The sequence below is a fragment of the Bacillus sp. MT(2024) genome (genome assembly GCF_036362845.1).
Taxonomy (GTDB): domain Bacteria; phylum Bacillota; class Bacilli; order Bacillales; family Bacillaceae; genus Bacillus; species Bacillus velezensis.
The window spans coordinates 2,166,450-2,185,380 of record NZ_CP143632.1; the positions used below are offsets into that span (position 1 = coordinate 2,166,450).

The 18,931-nt window shown below is 45.6% G+C and carries 17 protein-coding genes, 1 other RNA gene and 5 pseudogenes; 5 read left to right on the forward strand and 18 right to left on the reverse strand.

Features of this window, described 5'->3' with window-relative positions; all coding sequences use genetic code 11:
* Positions 1-37: 37 nt before the first annotated feature.
* The 9 genes and pseudogenes from VP472_RS10540 to VP472_RS10580 form a co-directional block, all read right to left on the reverse strand.
* Positions 38-1,203, reverse strand: a pseudogene (locus VP472_RS10540) (THUMP domain-containing class I SAM-dependent RNA methyltransferase).
* Between the two features lie 96 nt (positions 1,204-1,299).
* Positions 1,300-1,681: RNase P RNA component class B (gene rnpB, locus VP472_RS10545), an RNA gene on the reverse strand.
* Between the two features lie 55 nt (positions 1,682-1,736).
* Positions 1,737-2,036, reverse strand: a complete 300-nt coding sequence (gene gpsB / locus VP472_RS10550; RefSeq protein ID WP_003153541.1) for a cell division regulator GpsB — start codon at positions 2,034-2,036, stop codon at positions 1,737-1,739.
* Between the two features lie 79 nt (positions 2,037-2,115).
* Positions 2,116-2,664: an SLOG family protein gene (locus VP472_RS10555; protein WP_070082012.1), complete on the reverse strand. Its 549-nt coding sequence runs from the start codon at positions 2,662-2,664 to the stop codon at positions 2,116-2,118.
* A gap of 88 nt (positions 2,665-2,752) precedes the next feature.
* Positions 2,753-2,989 carry a spore coat protein CotD gene (gene cotD / locus VP472_RS10560; RefSeq protein WP_003153539.1) on the reverse strand — a complete coding sequence of 79 codons (237 nt, stop codon included), beginning with the start codon at positions 2,987-2,989 and terminating at the stop codon, positions 2,753-2,755.
* 83 nt (positions 2,990-3,072) lie between these two features.
* Positions 3,073-3,180: pseudogene (locus VP472_RS10565) on the reverse strand (hypothetical protein); the annotation flags it as partial.
* 121 nt (positions 3,181-3,301) lie between these two features.
* A complete protein-coding gene (locus VP472_RS10570; RefSeq protein WP_070082013.1) occupies positions 3,302-4,540 on the reverse strand; it encodes a ribonuclease H-like domain-containing protein in 1,239 nt (412 codons plus the stop codon).
* Between the two features lie 19 nt (positions 4,541-4,559).
* Positions 4,560-6,806, reverse strand: a complete 2,247-nt coding sequence (locus tag VP472_RS10575) for a DEAD/DEAH box helicase (protein ID WP_146277066.1) — start codon at positions 6,804-6,806, stop codon at positions 4,560-4,562.
* 98 nt (positions 6,807-6,904) lie between these two features.
* Positions 6,905-7,410, reverse strand: a pseudogene (locus VP472_RS10580) (PTS sugar transporter subunit IIA).
* 138 nt (positions 7,411-7,548) lie between these two features.
* Here VP472_RS10580 and VP472_RS10585 point away from each other — a divergent pair.
* Entirely contained in the window at positions 7,549-7,962 is a 414-nt protein-coding gene (locus tag VP472_RS10585; protein WP_070082015.1) for an Hsp20/alpha crystallin family protein, read from the forward strand.
* A gap of 29 nt (positions 7,963-7,991) precedes the next feature.
* On the opposite strand, the pseudogene VP472_RS10590 reads toward VP472_RS10585, so the two are convergent.
* Positions 7,992-8,419: pseudogene (locus VP472_RS10590) on the reverse strand (YppG family protein).
* Positions 8,420-8,604: 185 nt separating this feature from the next.
* On the opposite strand from VP472_RS10590, the gene VP472_RS10595 reads away from it, so the two are divergent.
* On the forward strand, positions 8,605-8,787 hold the full coding sequence (locus VP472_RS10595) for a YppF family protein (protein WP_003153532.1): 183 nt from the start codon (positions 8,605-8,607) through the stop codon (positions 8,785-8,787).
* A 38-nt stretch (positions 8,788-8,825) separates the two neighbouring features.
* On the opposite strand, the gene VP472_RS10600 is transcribed toward VP472_RS10595, so the two are convergent.
* Together VP472_RS10600 and VP472_RS10605 are read right to left on the reverse strand one after the other, a co-directional pair.
* Positions 8,826-9,194 carry a YppE family protein gene (locus VP472_RS10600; protein WP_070082017.1) on the reverse strand — a complete coding sequence of 123 codons (369 nt, stop codon included), beginning with the start codon at positions 9,192-9,194 and terminating at the stop codon, positions 8,826-8,828.
* Positions 9,195-9,239: 45 nt separating this feature from the next.
* Entirely contained in the window at positions 9,240-9,485 is a 246-nt protein-coding gene (locus tag VP472_RS10605) for a DUF5446 family protein (RefSeq protein WP_039063257.1), read from the reverse strand.
* A 205-nt stretch (positions 9,486-9,690) separates the two neighbouring features.
* On the opposite strand from VP472_RS10605, the gene sspM reads away from it, so the two are divergent.
* Positions 9,691-9,795 (forward strand): acid-soluble spore protein SspM, encoded by a 105-nt coding sequence (gene sspM, locus VP472_RS10610; RefSeq protein ID WP_003153525.1) that lies wholly within the window; start codon positions 9,691-9,693, stop codon positions 9,793-9,795.
* Between the two features lie 43 nt (positions 9,796-9,838).
* On the opposite strand, the gene VP472_RS10615 is transcribed toward sspM, so the two are convergent.
* Positions 9,839-10,801: a DUF2515 domain-containing protein gene (locus VP472_RS10615; RefSeq protein ID WP_032861546.1), complete on the reverse strand. Its 963-nt coding sequence runs from the start codon at positions 10,799-10,801 to the stop codon at positions 9,839-9,841.
* Positions 10,802-10,842: 41 nt separating this feature from the next.
* On the opposite strand from VP472_RS10615, the gene recU reads away from it, so the two are divergent.
* Together recU and VP472_RS10625 are read left to right on the forward strand one after the other, a co-directional pair.
* Complete coding sequence (gene recU / locus VP472_RS10620) at positions 10,843-11,451, forward strand: Holliday junction resolvase RecU (protein WP_003153521.1); 609 nt, start codon at positions 10,843-10,845, stop codon at positions 11,449-11,451.
* Between the two features lie 38 nt (positions 11,452-11,489).
* A pseudogene (locus VP472_RS10625) lies at positions 11,490-14,271 on the forward strand (PBP1A family penicillin-binding protein).
* A gap of 77 nt (positions 14,272-14,348) precedes the next feature.
* On the opposite strand, the gene VP472_RS10630 reads toward VP472_RS10625, so the two are convergent.
* The 5 genes from VP472_RS10630 to VP472_RS10650 form a co-directional block, all read right to left on the reverse strand.
* Entirely contained in the window at positions 14,349-14,840 is a 492-nt protein-coding gene (locus VP472_RS10630) for a YpoC family protein (protein WP_070082019.1), read from the reverse strand.
* The gene (nth, locus tag VP472_RS10635; protein WP_003153517.1) at positions 14,837-15,496 is read right to left on the reverse strand and encodes an endonuclease III; all 660 of its coding nucleotides are present in this window, start codon (positions 15,494-15,496) and stop codon (positions 14,837-14,839) included. The genes VP472_RS10630 and nth overlap by 4 nt, the downstream gene beginning before the upstream one ends.
* A gap of 18 nt (positions 15,497-15,514) precedes the next feature.
* Positions 15,515-16,213 carry a DNA replication protein DnaD gene (gene dnaD, locus VP472_RS10640; protein WP_070082021.1) on the reverse strand — a complete coding sequence of 233 codons (699 nt, stop codon included), beginning with the start codon at positions 16,211-16,213 and terminating at the stop codon, positions 15,515-15,517.
* A 94-nt stretch (positions 16,214-16,307) separates the two neighbouring features.
* Positions 16,308-17,600 carry an asparagine--tRNA ligase gene (gene asnS, locus VP472_RS10645; protein ID WP_003153515.1) on the reverse strand — a complete coding sequence of 431 codons (1,293 nt, stop codon included), beginning with the start codon at positions 17,598-17,600 and terminating at the stop codon, positions 16,308-16,310.
* A gap of 134 nt (positions 17,601-17,734) precedes the next feature.
* Positions 17,735-18,916 carry a pyridoxal phosphate-dependent aminotransferase gene (locus VP472_RS10650; protein WP_025852661.1) on the reverse strand — a complete coding sequence of 394 codons (1,182 nt, stop codon included), beginning with the start codon at positions 18,914-18,916 and terminating at the stop codon, positions 17,735-17,737.
* Between the last annotated feature and the right edge of the window lie 15 nt (positions 18,917-18,931).

The window sequence follows — 18,931 nt, forward strand, 5'->3', positions numbered from 1 at the left end:
CAGAATAAAACGTAAAGATGCCGGAGAAGACGCTGTTTCAGGCGTCTTCTCTTTGTTGCGGCTTTTTCCGCTGCGGCCGCACTTTAGCCCAGTACTGATAATAATCCGTTTTGATAAAACCGTTAAAGAGCTTCCGTTTTTTTGTTGCTTTTCTTCCGTAGACCTCTTCAAATTGTTCATTTGACGTTAACATGTAGACAGACCATGTATCAAGAGATTCAAATGCCCGGCCCATTTCTTTATACATCTGCTCGACTTCCTTTTTTTCGCCGAGCCGTTCGCCGTACGGAGGGTTTCCGACGATAACGCCGAATTCGAGTTTCGTCGTAAAATCCTGCACTCGCATCTGCTTGCATTCGATCAGGTCCCCAAGTCCCGCTTCTTCTGCGTTTTCTTTGGCGATGTTTACCATCCGGTGATCCACGTCACTGGCAAAAATCTGCGCGGCTGATCATAGTTCGCCTTTTCTTCCACTTCAAGGCGCGCCTTGTCCCACAGTTCTTTTCCGATCCATTCCCAGCCTTCTGAAGCAAAATCACGGTTAAAACCCGGAGCAATGTTTTGCCCGATTAAAGCGGCTTCGATGGCGATCGTGCCGGAACCGCAGAACGGATCGACGAACGGACGGTCAGGCGTCCAGTTGGTTAACAGAATTAACGCGGCAGCGAGCGTTTCTTTAATCGGAGCTCCGCCCTGATCAACCCTGTATCCCCGTTTGTGAAGGCCTGTTCCTGATGAATCCAGCGTAAGCACCGCTTTATCTTTTAAAAGGGAAATCTCCACCTTATACTCGGGTCCCGTTTCTTCAATCCATTCATTTTGTTTTCCTGATTGAAGTTTCAGCTTTTCCGCTATCGCCTTTTTGACGATCCGCTGGCAGTCGGGCACACTGGCAAGCACTGATTTCACGGACTTTCCGATAACGGGGAACTTTGCGTTTTCGGGAATGTACGCGCGCCAGTCAATCGCTTTTGTTTTTTCAAACAGCTCATCAAACGTTTTTGCCTGAAACTCGGCGACCTGTACTTTAATGCGGTCAGCCGTCCGCAGCCATAAGTTAGCGCGGCAGATCGCAAGCGCATCTCCTTCAAAAATGACTTTTCCGTTGTCTACTTTGCATTCATAACCTAAATCACGCACTTCTTTGGCGACGATCGCTTCAATTCCCATCGGCGCCGTCGCTATTAGTGTGTACTTCTTCATCGTATCACCCTGTCTCTTTTAAGCTTTCGTTTCATTCAAGATAAAAGCTCCCCTTTAAAGGAGAGCTCTAATTTGTCATATCAATAATGTTTAACGTTCTGTAAGCCATGTTTTGTTCCGTCGTACTGCAATCGGCTCATCACCTCGTACTCAGGCGGCAATCATCTATCTACAGAAAGTATTCTGTCCTTCTATCTGTTCAGTTCCTTCAAGAAGGTTCCCCTACCAAAATTTGGGTTTCTCGCTCGAGGGGTTTACCGCGTTCCACTCTCACCATTTCTGATGAGACTTCGTCACTGTGGCACTTTCAAGGATACTCAGCCATATCCGGAGACGTAGGCTTTTTTCCTGCCGTCAGCCTATGAAGGCTGCCCTAGCTTATTTCTTCGCTAGGCACGAACACTACGGGCATCTCAGCACCGTGCGAGCATGGACTTTCCTCTACAGATTCAAAGATCTGCAGCGATTACCCGAACGTTAAGAACACTTGTTCATTATAAAGCAACTTGTCTCATTTGACAAGTGCATCTGCCTTATTCGTCATAAAGTTTGCTGCCGAATACATGTTTCTCAAGGTTGGACAGCCTTTTCAGAATGTCAAAGTTGGTCGTATTGGACTGCACCGGCTGTTTTTTGCTTGCTTCTTCAAGCTGTTTTTTCAGCTGCAGATTTTCCTGCTGCAGTTCTTCAATTTCTTGATGAAAGGTTTCATAATCCTTAATAATCATATCTAAAAATTTGTCAACGTCTTCTTGTCTGTAACCTCTAACGCCTGTTTTAAATTCTTTTTCCAAAATGTCTTTCGCAGAAAGCTTTACTTTATCAGCAAGCATCTTTTTCACCTCATATCGTGAATCATCATGTTATATTTTATTCAGAAACACGTCCCGTTGTCAAATATTCTCTGACGTGTTATGTAAAGAAATCTTCTTCTTCAACGGCGGCACGGAGATCATCCATCGTAATCGAATAAATCGGATATCCGTCGGTTTCACGGCGTTTTTCTGCCTGCTGCAGCATATATTTCGGCGACCCTTCCACCTCCGGATCATATAAAAGCAAAAGCGCATCTGACTTTTCAATAAAGAACGCGTTTTTCTGCCGGAATTGGAGAGGACTTTCGTACGGCCGATGCGTCAGGCTCTCCTCATAATCTGCCTGAGCAAGCACCGCTTCATACATTTCTTTATTCGGCTCCTTCCACTTTTCCTCCTGGCCGTAGAAAGGCGTGATAACGGCAACCTTTAATTCCGGATACTCTTCTCTGAGATCATACGCCGTTTCTGCCGCCCAAAGCTCAGTCCCCAGCTGTCCGGATATGAGAATCCATTCCAAGCCTTCGTCAATAAAGCTTCTGAGTCTGGTTTCTATCGCCTTTTTTATATAAACAAGCGCCCGGTCATCCCGTTTAAAAATCCCGAGTTCAAACGGCTTGTACCCCGTTACGGCTAATACTTTCAATTGATCACCTGCTTAAAAAATGGGGCTCCCCATCGGGCCCCATTTTGATTTGCTGATATCCTAACCGATCTTGCTTAAGCGTTCAATACTAATGATCGCAGCAAGGGCTTCCGCACTGAAAATGCTGGTGAGTTGTCGGGTCAACATTTGAAAAAGTGTGCGGATAGTAATGAACGTGCTCAAAGTTGTGGTGATTTACGTTAGTTGTATGTTGCGGATGAATATGCGGCACAACCGTGTTAGAAAAGCAATGGTGTTCACAGCAATGAGTCGGATGGACAATCGGCGGCATCACGTTTGGTCTGCAACAATGATGATGAAACATGCTAAATCCCCTCTCCATTAACTTTTATTACACTGTTAGGTTATGAAGAAAAGAGGGTGCATGTTCTAATTCAATCACCCAATTTAAAAGTGCGTCAGCAAACTGTCTTTAAAATTCGAAAATACAAACGCAATCAAAAAAACCACGACAAAGAACAAGTAAAAAACACCTTTATACATACCAACTCTCCCCTATAAATAACTAACGCTATTTTACAAGATGCGGCACCATTCTACAACAAAATCGATGCGGATTCAGAAAAAAATATTTTTGGCGAAACAGCTCGGCTTTTGCGCTTTCCCGGGCAATATTTTAAGAGGAATATTTCCTCTTGAGCCGGGCAATTCTTACATGGAGCTTCTCGGCTTCTTTTTCCGATATTTCCCCGTCTTCTGCTGCCTGCTGTGCGGCCTGCAGAGCTTTTTTGTAATCTTTTGCATGATGCTCAAAATAGATCGCCAGCTCAACCGCTGATTGGTGTCTGCATGTGTGAAGATCAGAGCCCGTCAGTTTCTCCCAAAGGGGCACGGCGTCTTGCCTGCGGTTTTGTTTTTTATAAAGCATCGCTAAGTCAAAAAGGGCCCGATCCGAATCTTCAAAGTCTTTGCCTTGCAGCGCTTCCAGCTGCGAAACGGCGCGATCGGTTTCTTTATGAGCGATAAACCATTTCGCCATGGCGTATGCTTCCTGACGTTCTGACGTCTGATCAGAAGATGCAAAAATCTTTTTTGACATATGGATGTAAAGAGCGATGAGGGAAAGCACATCTTGTTCATTATGCGAGAGCACTCCCTTTAAAAGAGCCGGGTCCTCCGCCTTTAAAAATTGAAAATACAGCATCGGCGCCAAATAACCAGGGGTGTCTTCGTCCCTTTTAAAAGCAAGCTCTTCATTTTCAACCGCCGAAAGCGATACACGCTCTAACTTATGTTTCCAAAGCCGTCTCGCCCCGTGCAGAAGATCAAAGTGCCCGAAGTCAGGAAGTTTCGGAAGCCTGTCCCGCAGCAATGTATGCCTGGTTTTTACCTGCGGCCAGTCAAAGGCTTTTCCGTTATACGTAACAAGGGACGTAATGTCAACCTCACTTAAAAAGCTTTTGTAAAGAGCCGTCTCGTTTCCCGGTTTAGGGAGCAGATGCTGTTTAACCGCGACACGGTCTTCATACACTCTTGCATGGCCGAGCAAAAAGATCATATTGCCTGCCCCGCCGCCGAGGCCGGTCGTTTCAGTATCAAAGAAGAACAGCTGGCTTTTTTCGTATCCTTCTGCTGATAAAGTATGTGTCAAACCGCCTTTATTCCATAATGCCATGACGTCATCAAGTTCACTGAAGCTGTACCGTCCGTGGCGCTGCGAAAGCGGATAGACGGTTTCGCGGATAAGACAGTATTCATCTTCAAAAAAGAAAGGCTTCACTCCGAATGCCTCCCATTCTTCTCTAAACGGGACTTGAATATCCGGGATCGAAAGTTGTGAAGCTGCCGGCTTTTTTTCAGCTTCGGGCACATTCAGGTGGTTTTTCATCCGCTTTAATTTATTTTTCAAGGACATCTTTCGTCCCCCTTTTCTTTTACACGTAATTCAAGAGCTTGAGTATCGCTTTCTTTGCATCTATTCCTTCTATTTCGGAGCCGATGCAGGAAGGACATCCGTCTTGACATGGACATTGTCTGATCAGGCGCTCAGCCCCTTCATTGATTTCATCAAATCGCTTATATACTTCATCGGCAAGTCCGATTCCGCCCGGATAATGATCATACAGAAAGATTGTCGGAAGTCCCGTATGTGCGGCTTTGATTTGCGGCACGACATGCACGTCATTTCGGTCGCACATGACGTATACAGGCACGATATGCTGCAGGACGTGGGCAATGCCTAAAAGCAGCTGTTCAAGCGTTTTTTCGCCGATCTCCGAATCCGTTTCTTTTAATTCAAGCCAGGCTGCACTGGTATGCAGTTCCTCTTCAGGAAGATGAATCGGTCCTGATCCTATATTTTCAAATGTCGTCATTTTAATTTTTTTAAATATTGTCGGAAGTGCGTTCACGGTGACGTCGCCGAAATGTAAGGCCGTTTTCTTTCTGCTGTCCGTTCTGTCAATGTCCAGCACTTTCAGCTGCACCGCTAAATTGGCATCTGTATAATATTCGACATCGACCTTTCGCACGTACGCTTTTTTATGATCCCAATCAAGCTTTTCAACCTGATACTGCACCCCTTCATGAAGATAAATCGCTTCATCATGAAGCAGCGTCATCGCGCTGAAGCGGTCCATTTCTCCGATGATTTTTACATCAGCCGTCTCTGACCGGTCAACGATGACCACGTTTTCCTGTGACGCCGAACGGAGACTGATGTTGGAGGCGGGAAAAGATTCGCTCGCCCAGTGATAGCGTTCGCGGTTTTCGTGAAGCACCCCTTCTTCCTCTAAATACTCGAGAATGTCTCTCGCATCATTTTCTCCGAATGTTTCATCGGCTCTGAAAGGCAGCTCATACGCGGCGCATTTCAGGTGATCGACCAATATAATGAGATTATCGGGATTAATCCGTGCAGATTCAGGCGAGCGTTTAAAGAAATAATCAGGATGGCGCACAATATATTGGTCAATCGGATCAGAGTTCGCCACCATCACGATAAGCGCCTCTCCCTGCCGCCGTCCGGCCCGGCCCGCCTGCTGCCATGCGCTCGCGACACTGCCCGGGTACCCCGTCATCACGCAGACCTGAAGCTGGCCGATATCAACGCCGAGCTCCAGCGCGTTTGTGCTGACAACGCCGAGAATGCTGCCGTCTCTTAACCCCCGCTCTATTTCTCTTCTTTCTTTCGGAAGATAACCGCCGCGATAGCCTCTGACAGACTTCGAGCCGATTTCTTTTTTTACGATCTCCTGAATGTGGCTTAAAATAATTTCAACCCGGACACGGCTTCTGGCAAAAACAATCGTCTGGATCTTATTTTTTAAAAAAGTTTTGGCAAGTTCGTTCACTTCCACGGTGGCGCTTTTTCGAATATGCAGCGGTTTATTTACAATCGGAGGATTGTAAAAAGCAAAGTGCTTTCTTCCTGCCGGGGCACCGTTGTCGTCAATCAGGCGCACAGATTTCCCCGTCAGCTGCTCCGCCAACTCCCTCGGATTGGCGATTGTGGCGGATGTACAGATAAATGACGGCGTGCTTCCGTAAAAAGCGCAGATTCTCATTAAACGGCGGATGACGTTCGCCACATGGCTGCCGAATACGCCGCGGTACGTATGTAATTCATCAATGACGATATATTTCAGGTTTTCAAACAGACTCACCCATTTTGTATGGTGGGGAAGAATGGCTGAATGAAGCATATCGGGATTTGTGATCACAATATGCCCTGCCTTTCTGACTTTCTGCCTGATGGCCGGAGACGTATCTCCGTCATAGGTGAAGCTTTTAATGTCCATACCCGTCTCGTCTATGATTTCATTCAGCTCGCTTTTTTGATCCTGCGCGAGCGCCTTTGTCGGAAATAAATAAAGCGCGCGGCTTGAGGCATCTTCCGCGATAGACTGAAGAACCGGAAGATTATAGCACAGTGTTTTTCCGGAGGCCGTCGGTGTGACGGCGACAATGCTTTCTCCATTTTGAACCGTCTGAAAAGCGGAGTATTGATGTGTAAAAAGCCGCTCGATCCCCCTCTTTTCGAGAGCAGCCCGAATGTTCGGATCTACTTGCTCCGGCATCGGCATGGTTTTCGCCTCCCGCGGTTCCTCTTCATGCCAATGCACAATATTTTCATGATTTTTTAATTCCTGAATCAGTTCGCTCAGTGATTTTTTCCTCATCGTTCACACCTCTTTATGAGGTACAGTTTACCGAATATTTGTTTGCCTGGCTAGATGAAAATCCTGCACAAGAAAAAAAGCAGGGAATCAGCCCCTGCCTACTTCATTTTTATCGTAAAAAGCTCTGTTTGTCCTTTTTTCGCTTCATTTGCGCCTGCAAATTGCAAAGGTTCTGCGGCATCGCCATTCATAATCACCATAGGGATGACGGTGTCGCTTGCTTTTCTTTTATTAAATCCAGCCGGCACGTTAAAAGCAGATCGCCTGTTTTCACTTTGTCTCCTTCTTTTACATGCGCTTCAAAGCCTTCGCCGTTCATATTGACGGTATCCAAACCGACATGTATCAAAAGTTCCGCTCCGGAAAGGGTGCGGATGCCGACAGCATGTTTTGTATGGAACAGCTGAATCACTTCTCCCTCAACCGGTGAAACAATGTCTCCGTTTGCAGGCTCGACGGCGATCCCGTCCCCCATCATTTTTTGTGAAAATACGGGATCCGGCACTGAAGCCAAATCCATCACCGCTCCGTCAGCCGGAGAAAAAATCACTTCCTCGGCCGGCTTTTTCCGGCTGTCTCCCAATCCGAATAATTTTTTCAGCAATGTGTTGTGCTCCCCTTCCTAAATGTGAATCCGTTACCAGTTTATTCTCCACTATTTAACCATACTTTCTTTTTTCCTTCAATTCTTAACCATACGGCATAACATCGCATAGTCTGTTTGTAAAAAGGCGGTGGTCATATGGATCAATCACAAAACGATAAACTTGATCCGCAAAGAAATGAGGACATCATCAGCCATGCGATGGACCAATTTTTTCACTCAGGTCCGTTCGCAGAATTGATGCAGGGTTTTCAGCACCTTGTCAATTCGGCTTTTACTGAAGCGCAAGTGACGATTGACGTCAGAGAAGAGCCGACGGGCCTCGCGGTTGATATCGGCGTTCCCGAGACGTTCCGTGACGGGGATATGCTGGTGGAAACGAAAGGGTGCTACCTTCACGTTACAATCCGCTACGATCATAAACAGGCTCATTCATCCCATGTGTCTTCAAGCATGACAAGAACCGTTGTCCTCCCGTATAAGGTAAATGAAGAAGATATGGAAACATCCTGGAATGAACAGACGCTTACCCTCTTTTTCCCAAAAAAATAAGCATGAATGATGAATATCATTCATGCTTTTTATTTGAAGATACTGGTGAAGCCTTTCACCAGCGATCCGACCTGATTTACGGCGCTTACCATCTGCCCCGTTGTATCCATCATTTTATTAAAGTCAAACTGTCCGTTCGTTTTTTTAAACTGGGAGAGTATGCCTGAGAATTGGGAAGACTGCTGCTGATTCGGTCTGGGAACGGGGTAAGGATTCACAAACTCCGGCTGACCCCCGGGCATGCCTGCCTGAGGAGGAGCGGGAGCATACGGCGGCTGCATATGACCGTATTCCTGATTCGGATAAAATTGCTGCGGGTACTGCCCTTGCTGATGATATGGCGGCTGCAATGGCTGTATCTGTCGCGGATACGGCGGCTGTAATAGCTGTATCTGTCGGGTAGAAATATCCCGCCGGTCGCTGGTACATATTTTGATATGGTCGCTCTCCATTGCATATGACATTCCCCTTGTCTCTCACTAAGTTTCTACTATATATGTATGAATTCCGCCTTGGTTATGTGCTTTCGGTGATTCTGATCTTTGTCAAATGCTGTCGAAAGTCTTAATTTTTTAAAAACAGAAAAAAGTCGAATCGTTATGTTAACATAATCTCAACATACATGAGAGGGGATGCACCATTATGAACGTATCATACTTAAGAAAGCGTTTTGCTGAAGTGAAAAAATATGAAACAGATTGTGCTGATAAACTGATGGACTTTGCAAAATTTCTCTATATTCAAGGCCATCTCACCGCAACCGAATTTCGAAACAGTATGAAGGTTCTCGAAGCAAGTGGAGCAGAAAACCCGGCGTATGAATAACATACCCGACCCCTTTATATAAAAGAAGGCAGCCGTTTTCAGCTGCCTTCTTTTTCAATTTCATCCCTTAATATACGAAGCGTATATAAAACAGATTCAGTTAAATCCCTGTATCTTTTTTTATGAATATGATGAACATATGATTGGAGCATCAGCTCCCCGAAATTTTCTGTAACGGCCTGAATTTGTGCATGATGAACGTATTTCGGACGGTTTTCCTGAATAAACGCAAGCGCTGCTCCTGTCCAAAGCGCGCAAAGCCGGTCTCTTTTTTCAACATCGGGTTTAATCGTCTCAAAAAAATCATATGAACGGCCTGACTCTTTTCCATCCTGATACCTTTTTTCGGCTTCCAGAACCGCCTCTATCATTTGTTCTGTCAGCTCCAATAACGACTGTGTCTGCAAACGGACTCACCTCAGTACATATGGTACCAAAGTTTTTGCACAAAATCAGCTTATCCGACAGGCTCTCGGCAAATCCTTTTTACGCCGGTCAGTCAAAAACAGGTCATCAATACAAACATGAAGCTCCCGCGCCTCTTCCTCAAGACGGGAAAGTTTCTCCTGCCTGATTTCTTCTGCTTCCGCCTGACAGGATCTGACTGCTTGAGTAAGCGTCTTTTCAGCAGCAGAAATCCGGATTTCAATATCAGAAAGCAGACGGAGAATATCAGCCTTGCTCGTGTAAACAGACATTCATGTTCCTCCCTTTTATCACTTGCGTCTCTTTCAAATATAATTCTCGTTTTCATACCGCTCTCCTCTGCACATGACAAAACTAGAAGCAGTTCGGCAAACAAACAGAGATTATCCTAAAAGGCGTGCCTTTCGACAAAAAAGTGCCGCAAACTTTGTATGAACCGGCACGTTAATGCAAACGATACAGTTGAGGAGGTGCCGTATGAAAACGAGACCGAAAAATGCAGGTAAACAGCAAAAAACCGAAGCAAAAACAACTGATACGCTTGATAAAAAATTAGGCGGCCCAAACCGCCCTTCCACGTAACACACCAGCAGCCCGAAACCCCATCGAACGGTTTCGGGCTTTTTCATTTCTTCAGCCACTCTTTAACCGCGAAGAGCGCATGGAGCTCCCGTCTTTTCTGGAAGTACCAGTCCGTCAGTTCAAGCTGTTTCGGCATTTTCTCCTGTAAGAAAGCCCCTTTTCTTAACCTTTTTTGAAACCAATCCGCCCTTTCGCCGTCTAATGAGTGGGCAACAATGGGATAGGTTGTCCTCAGCATGGGTGATGTTCTTTTTTTGATGCCGATCATTTTCTCCATATCAAAGCGTGAACCGGTATGAGGAACGGTATCAAGAAAACGGTAAAAAGAAGCGTGAAGATCAGGGCTGAACAGAAGGCGGGCCAGCTGTTTTCCGAGCGTAATTCTCTCTTCGGTTTTTGAAAACCGTTTGACGGAAATTCCGTATAAATGTCCGTCAAATGAAGGGAATATCACCGTATTAAAGTGAAACCAATCACTTAAATAAAAAGGAATCGTGCCAAAAACATTCTTTTTAAACGAAGGATTTTGTATAATAGGTGCTTGGATAGTGTTTTGTTCATTTATAATAAGAGCATACATGAGCCGTTCCGTATCTCCGTCACGCCAAAAGCGGAACCATTCTTCCTGCATAAAAGCCGAGACGCGGAAATGAGGAAGATGACGGAAAAGAGGTTCGCCGATTTGTTTTGACCACTGGTAGACCAGAAGCTGAGGATAGGCATCAGAAAAAATCAGCCAATTCGCCCTTTCATACGAAAGGAAAAACCAGTTTTTCTGACTGCTGTCAAGGCCCTCCTGATAAAGGACGCCTCTTAAATCAGTCATCGACCAGCCCGCATTGCGGGACACAAAGGATGCCAAAAGCGGCCACTTGATCTCAGGATGGCGGTCATAATATGCTTTATAGGCATTCGTCCGGGAAATATTATCGGCATTTTTTATTTTCGTCTCTTTTTCGATCAGGCGAAGAATGGCGGTTACGGTCTGTCGTTTATGCACGTTCATTCACTTCCGTCACTATTAGTTTGATAAGGAGGATGGAAAAAGTGATTCGGTACCCGAATGGAAAAACTTTTCAGCCGAACAAAACGGTTTCATCCCAAAACAGCCAGAAACGGTCTCATTCATACAGTAATCGCGGCATGACCCTCGAAGACGACCTGAATGAAACGAATAAGTATTATCTGGCTAACCAAATTGCTGTCATTCACAAAAAGCCGACACCCGTCCAGATTGTAAACGTCCACTATCCGAAAAGAAGCGCCGCAGTCATTAAGGAAGCTTATTTTAAACAGTCTTCAACAACTGACTACAACGGCATTTATAAAGGACGCTACATTGATTTCGAGGCAAAAGAAACAAAAAACAAAACGGCATTTCCCCTGCAGAATTTTCATGATCATCAGATTGAGCATATGAAGCAGGTGGTCAGGCAAGACGGCATTTGTTTTGTTATTATATCCGCTTTCGGAAAGGTTTATTTCCTCGAAGCCGACAAGCTGTTTGTCTTTTGGGAGAGAAAGGAGAAGAACGGCAGAAAATCAATTCGCAAAGACGAATTAGAAGATGCTTCCTTTCCGATTTCCCTTGGATACTCACCGAGAATTGATTATATTAGTATTATTGAACAGCTTTATTTTTCGCAGGAACAGTAGACTGAGCGAAAGGTTGATAAACGAAAGGTTGAGATGTTATGTCAGATCAATTTACGAGCCGTGAAGAACGCCGTAAGGCAAGGCAGACGAAAAGCACTAAGCCCTCTTCACCGAAAAAAGGCAAGAAACAGCGTAAAGGCGGTTTATTCAAAAAGATTGTGCTGTCCTTGGTTATTCTGTTTGTCCTTGGCATAGTCGGCGGAGCCGCGGCATTTGCCGTTTTGGTTTCCGGCGCGCCGTCTTTGGATGAAGCCAAGCTGAAAACGCCTTACTCTTCAACGATTTACGATAAAACGGAAAAGAAATCGCGGAAGTGGGCGGTGAAAACGAACCTACGTCCCGATTAAGGATATACCCGATGTTGTGAAAGAAGCATTTATCGCAACTGAAGACGCCCGTTTTTATAAGCACCACGGTATAGACCCGATTCGGATCGGAGGCGCTTTGGTCGCCAACTTTACGGATGGGTTCGGTTCAGAGGGAGGAAGCACAATCACCCAGCAGGTTGTGAAAAACTCGCTTTTAACCCATCAGAAAACGATTAAACGGAAAGCACAGGAAGTGTGGCTTTCCCTGCAGCTGGAGCGCCATTATTCTAAAGATGAAATCTTAGAAATGTATTTAAACAGAATTTATTTCTCACCGCGCGCCTACGGCGTCGGAAAAGCGGCTGAAGAATTCTTCGGCGTAAAAGACTTAAGCAAACTTACGGTTGAACAGGCGGCGACGCTTGCCGGAATGCCGCAAAGCCCGACCGGATATAACCCGGTTAAAAACCCGAAGGCTTCCGAAAAACGCCGAAACATCGTTCTCAGCTTAATGGAAAAACAAGGATTCATTTCAAATTCTGAATACCAAAAAGCGAAGAAAGTGTCCATGAAAGATGAAGGCGTCGTCAGCCAAAAGGAATACGATAAAAAGGACACAAATAAATACAGCGCTTTTGTCGAAGAAGTTATGAAAGAAATTGAGACAAAAGAAAAGAAAGACGTCAATATTTCAACTGACGGACTGAAAATTTACACGACTCTTGATACGAAAGCACAAGATTATCTTGATCAATTGATGAACGGAGACACGGCCGGCTTTACCGAAGGCATGCAGGGCGGCGTTACCCTCCTTGATACGACAAACGGAGAAATCCGCGCCATCGGACCGGGACGGAATAGAACTGCAGGCGGGTTTAACTACGCGACAGATACTCAACGCCAGCCAGGTTCGACGATTAAACCGATTCTTGATTACGGGCCTGTCATTGAAAATAAAAAATGGTCGACGTATGAGCAGATTGACGATTCGGCTTACACGTACTCTGACGGCACTCCGATACATGATTGGGACAATAAATACAGAAATATGATATCAATGCGAGAAGCCCTCGCGGATTCACGTAATATTCCTGCTTTAAAAGCATACCAAGCAGCAGGGAAAGATAATGCCGTCGACTTCGCAAATGACTTAGGATTGGGATTAAACAAGGATAGTGTAACGGAATCTTATTCGATCGGCGGTTTTGGAGCTGATAATCCGGGGGTTTCCCCTATGACAATGGCGGGCGCCTACAGCGCTTTCGGAAATAACGGTACGTACAATGAACCGCACGCGGTCACATCGATTGAATTTAATGACGGCACTAAGCTTGATTTAACACCGAAACCGAAAAGTGCTATGAGCGACTACACAGCGTTTATGATTACAGATATGCTCAAATCAGCGGTTCAAACAGGAACAGGTAAGCTGGCTCAGGTGCCGAACGTAGAAGTTGCCGGTAAAACGGGTACGACAAACTTTACTAAAGGTGATATTCAAAAATATAACATTGCTCCAGGCGGAGTTCCGGACTCCTGGTTTGTCGGATACACCCCTCAATATACAGCGGCGGTTTGGACTGGTGTAGAATCTGGCAACAAAGCAGGCAAGAAATCACTGTCCTCTGCAGACCAGCAAGTCGCAAAACGGATTTTCCAAAAGCTGATCTCATACGTTGATGACGGTAAAGGAAGCTTCAAGCAGCCTGACAGCGTCGTAAAAGAAACAGTTGAGAAAGGCTCGAATCCTGCCGCTTTAGCCGGACCGAATACGCCGGATGATAAAAAAGTGACGGAGTACTTCGTGAAAGGAACGCAGCCAACTGCCGTTTCTAAAACGTACACGAAAGAAAAAGCCGATAAACCGACAGGATTGCAAGTGAAATACGACAAAGATAAAAAATCATTAACCTTAAGCTGGAATTATGACGGTGATGCAACATTCAATGTCAAACAATCCGTTGACGGCGGAAGCTACAGTGACATTCAAAACAGTTCGGCAAAAGAAGCCGTCGTCTCAGATGTCACGCCAGGCTCCACATACAGCTTCCAGGTGACAGCGGAAAATGATGACGGAAAAAGCGATACGGCATCAGCATCTTTCAAAGTCCCGAAAGATGAAGAAGACGATGCGGATAAAGATAAAGCGACTGACGATGAACAGAAGACTGATGAAGATAAAGATAAGGACAAGACGCAAACCGATGATTCAAACAAAGATGACAATCAGACAGATACGTCTGACGGATCGGATCAAACACCAACTGATGACCCGGATAAAAATCAGGATCAATCCGATAAGGATCAAACAGATAACAACAATCAGAATCAGCCCGGCAACGGGACCGATAACAACGGACAGCAAGATAACGGCTCTGATAATGATTCCGATTCCGGTTCAGACGGCTCAAATAAACCTGACAGCGGTCAAACGGACAAAAACCAAGACTCATCTTCAAATATCAACGGGCAGTCCAATTCGTCAACCATCCAGTCAAATCCCGCTCATTAGCGGACGAAATCCTTCACCTCAAACAGGTGAAGGATTTTTTTCATACAAAAAAACCTCCTTATAAGAAAAGGAGGTTTTTAACATTTGTTCATGGCTTCATATTTATGATATTGTTTCTTCATCTCCGTCATCAATTCATCAAGCTGAATAAACGAGTGATATTGAGTCGGTTTTGTTAAAATAAACGCCATTCGCTCCGCCCAATTGATCGGTTCCGCGGGAAAATGCTTTGTTTCAAGCACAGTCCAGTCGAGTGATGTGACCCGCTCCCCTGCCGTCCAATGAAAAGCGGCAATCAGACAGGCAATTCCCTTCAGCATGTCATTTTGATCACATCTCGATTTTCTTGTTTGAAAAACGGGAAGCAGCGTTTCTTTCGTTTCATTCCAAATCTGAAACAGAAACGGGACATATTCGCCCCTTTCCCTCCATGGCTGCACTGTTGGCTGACCGCTGAAATCCATATACAGCGGATGGCGGCGCAGCGCCGCTTTGATCTCGAAGCTTTCCAAGTCCGTAAGGCTGCGCAGGTATGTTTCATAGTCTGCCAGAATGTCAATCGCCGTCACCGTTTCACCAGCCCTTTTTTGTCACGCTTCTGCCCTTCTCTGCATAGCGGAAGCAAAGGACATTCCGCACAGCGGGGAGATTGCGCTTTACAATGATACCGGCCGAAAAATATTAACCTGTGATGCGTAACAGACCAATCCTCTTTCGGCACTTTTTTCATTAATGTTTTCTCTACTTCCAAAACAGAGTCCTTCCAGCGGCAGATGCCGAGCCGTTTAGAGACCCGCTCCACATGAGTGTCCACTGCGATCGCAGGTACGCCGAAAGCAACAGACACGACCACATTTGCCGTTTTCCGTCCGACACCCGGCAGCTTCACAAGCTCATCCCGGTCTTTCGGCACTTCTCCGCCGTACTCTTCGATGATCATTTTGCTCAGCTTTTGAATATTTTTGGCTTTATTACGGTACAGACCGATTGATTTAATATCCTGCTGGAGTTCTTCCAGCGATACGGCAAGATAATCTTCGGGCCGTTTATATTTTTGAAATAGCGTTTTTGTCACTCTGTTGACGAGAGCGTCCGTACATTGCGCGGATAATGCGACTGCCACAACCAATTCGAAAGGATTTGAATGGACAAGTTCACATTCTGCGTGCGGAAACATATCGCCGATTTTTTCAAGACAATATTCAATCTGCTTTAAATTTAACACGTTTCTCCCCTTCTCATGTTATTGTTCCAGCCAATTGTAAAAAGGCACCTGCCTCGTATACTCTTTTTGCGGATCATTTTGTTTCGTTTGAACACGCCGGAATTTTTGGCTGTGCGCCTTCGCCTGCTCAACCGTTTTGAAGCCGTTCTTTTTCCATTCAAATAAAATCCGGTCAATATAGCGAAAACTGAGTTTCCCCGATAAAACGGCTTCTTTTAAGGCGTGTTTAATCATAATCGCATCATGCTGATCCTGATCCTGCCATATGGCCAGCGTCTCGCATTCAAGCGGCGACAGCGGTCTTCCGAACTCTTCTTCAAAGATGGTATACAGGCTTTTTTGTTCTCTTTCTGACGTTCTTTCCTGCGTTTCATTTTGAGAATGCTGCATGTAATCATACAGCTTCGCCCATAACGGCTGCAGAGAATATTTTTCAAACTTTATGCCGTTATGGTCTTCACATTCTTCAATAAACAGAAAACCTTTTTGAATAAACATTCTCAGGCAGCTTGTACATTCTTCAGCAGAGATGGACATGCCTGATTGAAGTTCAAACGGCGTCGGAAAATAAGAGCCCTTTTCCAAATGCATTTTAATCTTCAAAAGCAGGATCAATTCGGTTTCATTCAGCCCGAGCTGCCGGTAATGTGTCAGCAGCAGGTTGGGAATGCTTGAAATGCCGAGTTCCTGCATATCTATAAATTGCTGTTTTTTCATCCTTACACCTCTTACTGTAAAAGGTTATCTCCGGGAGCTTTCCCCTTTACTTAGAAAAAGTCTCCCTTGCAGGAGACTTCGTTTTTCATAACTATTACGGATACAGACGGTTCAGAAGTCTCGGGAACGGAATCGTTTCACGCACGTGAGGCGCTCCGCTGATCCAAGCCACTGTCCGCTCAAGTCCGAGGCCGAAGCCGGAGTGCGGAACAGAACCGTATTGTCTGAGTTCAGCATACCATTTGTAAGCATCTGAATCCAGACCGTGTTCTTTTAATCTTTCTTCCAATAAATCCATATCATGAACGCGTTCTGAACCGCCGATGATTTCCCCGTAGCCTTCCGGAGCGATTAAGTCGGCACATAACACGACATCGTCACGATCTTTGGCAGGCTGCATATAGAACGGTTTTAATGACGTCGGGTAATGAGTGATAAACACCGGTTTGTCATAGCTTTCTGCGATCGCTGTTTCATGCGGCGCACCGAAGTCATCTCCCCACTCAATATCGTCAAAGCCTTTTTCTTTCAGGAATTCGATCGCTTTATCGTACGTAATGCGCGGGAATGGCGCTTTGATTTGTTCAAGCTTCGATGTGTCTCTTCCTAATGTGTTCAGCTCGATCTTACAATGTTCCAGCACACTTTGTACGATGTATGCAACATAATTCTCCTGAACTTCAAGGTTTTCTTCAAATTCAACAAATGCCATTTCAGGCTCAATCATCCAGAATTCGATGAGATGGCGTTTCGTTTTCGATTTTTCCGCTCTGAACGTCGGTCCGAAAGAGAATACTTTTCCGAGCGCCATTGCAGCTGCTTCCATATACAGCTGGCCGCTTTGAGACAAGAAGGCGTCTTCATCAAAATATTTCGTCGCGAACAGCTCAGTCGTGCCTTCGGGAGCGCTTCCCGTCAAAATCGGCGGATCAACTTTCACGAAGCCTTCTTTGTTGAAAAATTCATAAGTCGCACGGATGATTTCGTTGCGGATTTTCATAATTGCATGCTGGCGTTTCGAACGGAGCCATAAATGTCTGTGATCCATTAAGAATTCCGTACCGTGCTCTTTAGGCGTAATCGGATAATCAGTCGCTTCGTGAATGACTTCAATGGATGTAACAGCAAGCTCATAGCCAAGCGGTGAACGCTCGTCCTCTTTCACAATTCCTTTTACATAAAGTGACGTTTCCTGCGTCACTGATTTCGCAATTTGGAAGATGTCTTCTTCTACTTCAGCTTTGACGACAACTCCCTGAATGAAGCCGGTACCGTCTCTCAGCTGTAAAAATGCGATTTTACCGCTTGAGCGTTTATTAGCGACCCAAGCTCCAATCGTTACTTCCTCGCCTGTGTGTTTATACACTTGGTTGATTGTTGTTTTCAAACTCTTTCCCTCCAGAACAAGAAAGACATTCAGGAATCTGCCTGAATCTCTTTTTTCATCACTTTATTATACCCGTTCTACTCTAACGGGGTCAATGCAAGTGAAAAGCGGCTTTAAAAGCCGCTTTTTCAGAATCAGCTGTGTTTTTCCGTAAAGCGGCGGATTCTCTTGACCGCTTCTTCTAAAAGATCGAGTGACGTTGCGTAAGATAAGCGGACGTTGTCCGGTGAACCGAAACCCGAGCCCGGCACGATGGCGACTTTTTCTTCTTCCAGAAGCGCCTTGACGTATTCATCGACATCTTTGAATCCGCAGTTTTCTGCGGCCGCTTTGGCGTTAGGGAACAAGTAAAACGCTCCTTCAGGTTTGACACAGGTGAATCCGGGAATCTCACTAAGCTGAGCGTAAATGGTATTCAGTCTGTGCTCAAATGCCTGTCTCATCTCTTCCAGCGGCTCAGCCGGCCCGTTATAGGCCGCAATGGCGCCGTATTGAGCGATGGACGTCGGATTTGAGGTGCTGTGGCTCGCAAGGCTCGTCATCGCTTTAATAATCGTCTCCGAACCCGCTGCATAGCCGATCCTCCAGCCCGTCATGCTGTGAGATTTCGAAACACCGTTAATGATGATCGTCTGCTCTTTCAATTCATCTGAAAGCTGTGCGATTGAGACGTGTTTTTTTCCTCCGTATGTAAGCTTCTCATAAATCTCGTCAGAAACGATCAGAATGCCATGCTCCAGACACACTTTTCCTAGTTCCGCAAGCTCTTCCTTCGTATACATAACACCTGTCGGGTTGCTCGGTGAATTGATAATGAGCGCTTTTGTTTTCTCGGTGATAGCCTGCTTCAGCTGCTCCGGTGAAATTTTAAACTGATTGGATTCCAGCCCTTCTGCATAGACGGGACGCCCCCCTGCCAGTTTCACCTGCTCAGGATAGCTGACCCAGTAAGGAGTCGGTATAATCACTTCGTCCCCTTCATCGAGAATGACCTGAAATAATGTATACAGAGCGTGTTTCGCTCCGGTGCAGACAATGATTTCTGACGGCTTATATTCAATCCCCTGATCGTTTTTGAATTTTTTTGCGATACTGTCTTTCAAGGCCGGCAGACCGCCTGAAGGCGTATATTTCGTATGGCCTTCATTCATGGAACGCACCGCGGCATCTATAATGTGCTGAGGCGTATTAAAATCCGGTTCTCCTGCTCCGAGGCCGATGACATCATGGCCTTCCGCTTTCAGCTCTTTCGCTTTTGCGGTAATTGCAAGTGTTGCAGACGGTGTTAATGCGGATACTCTTTTTGCCAATTTCAACTTGAACTCCCCCTA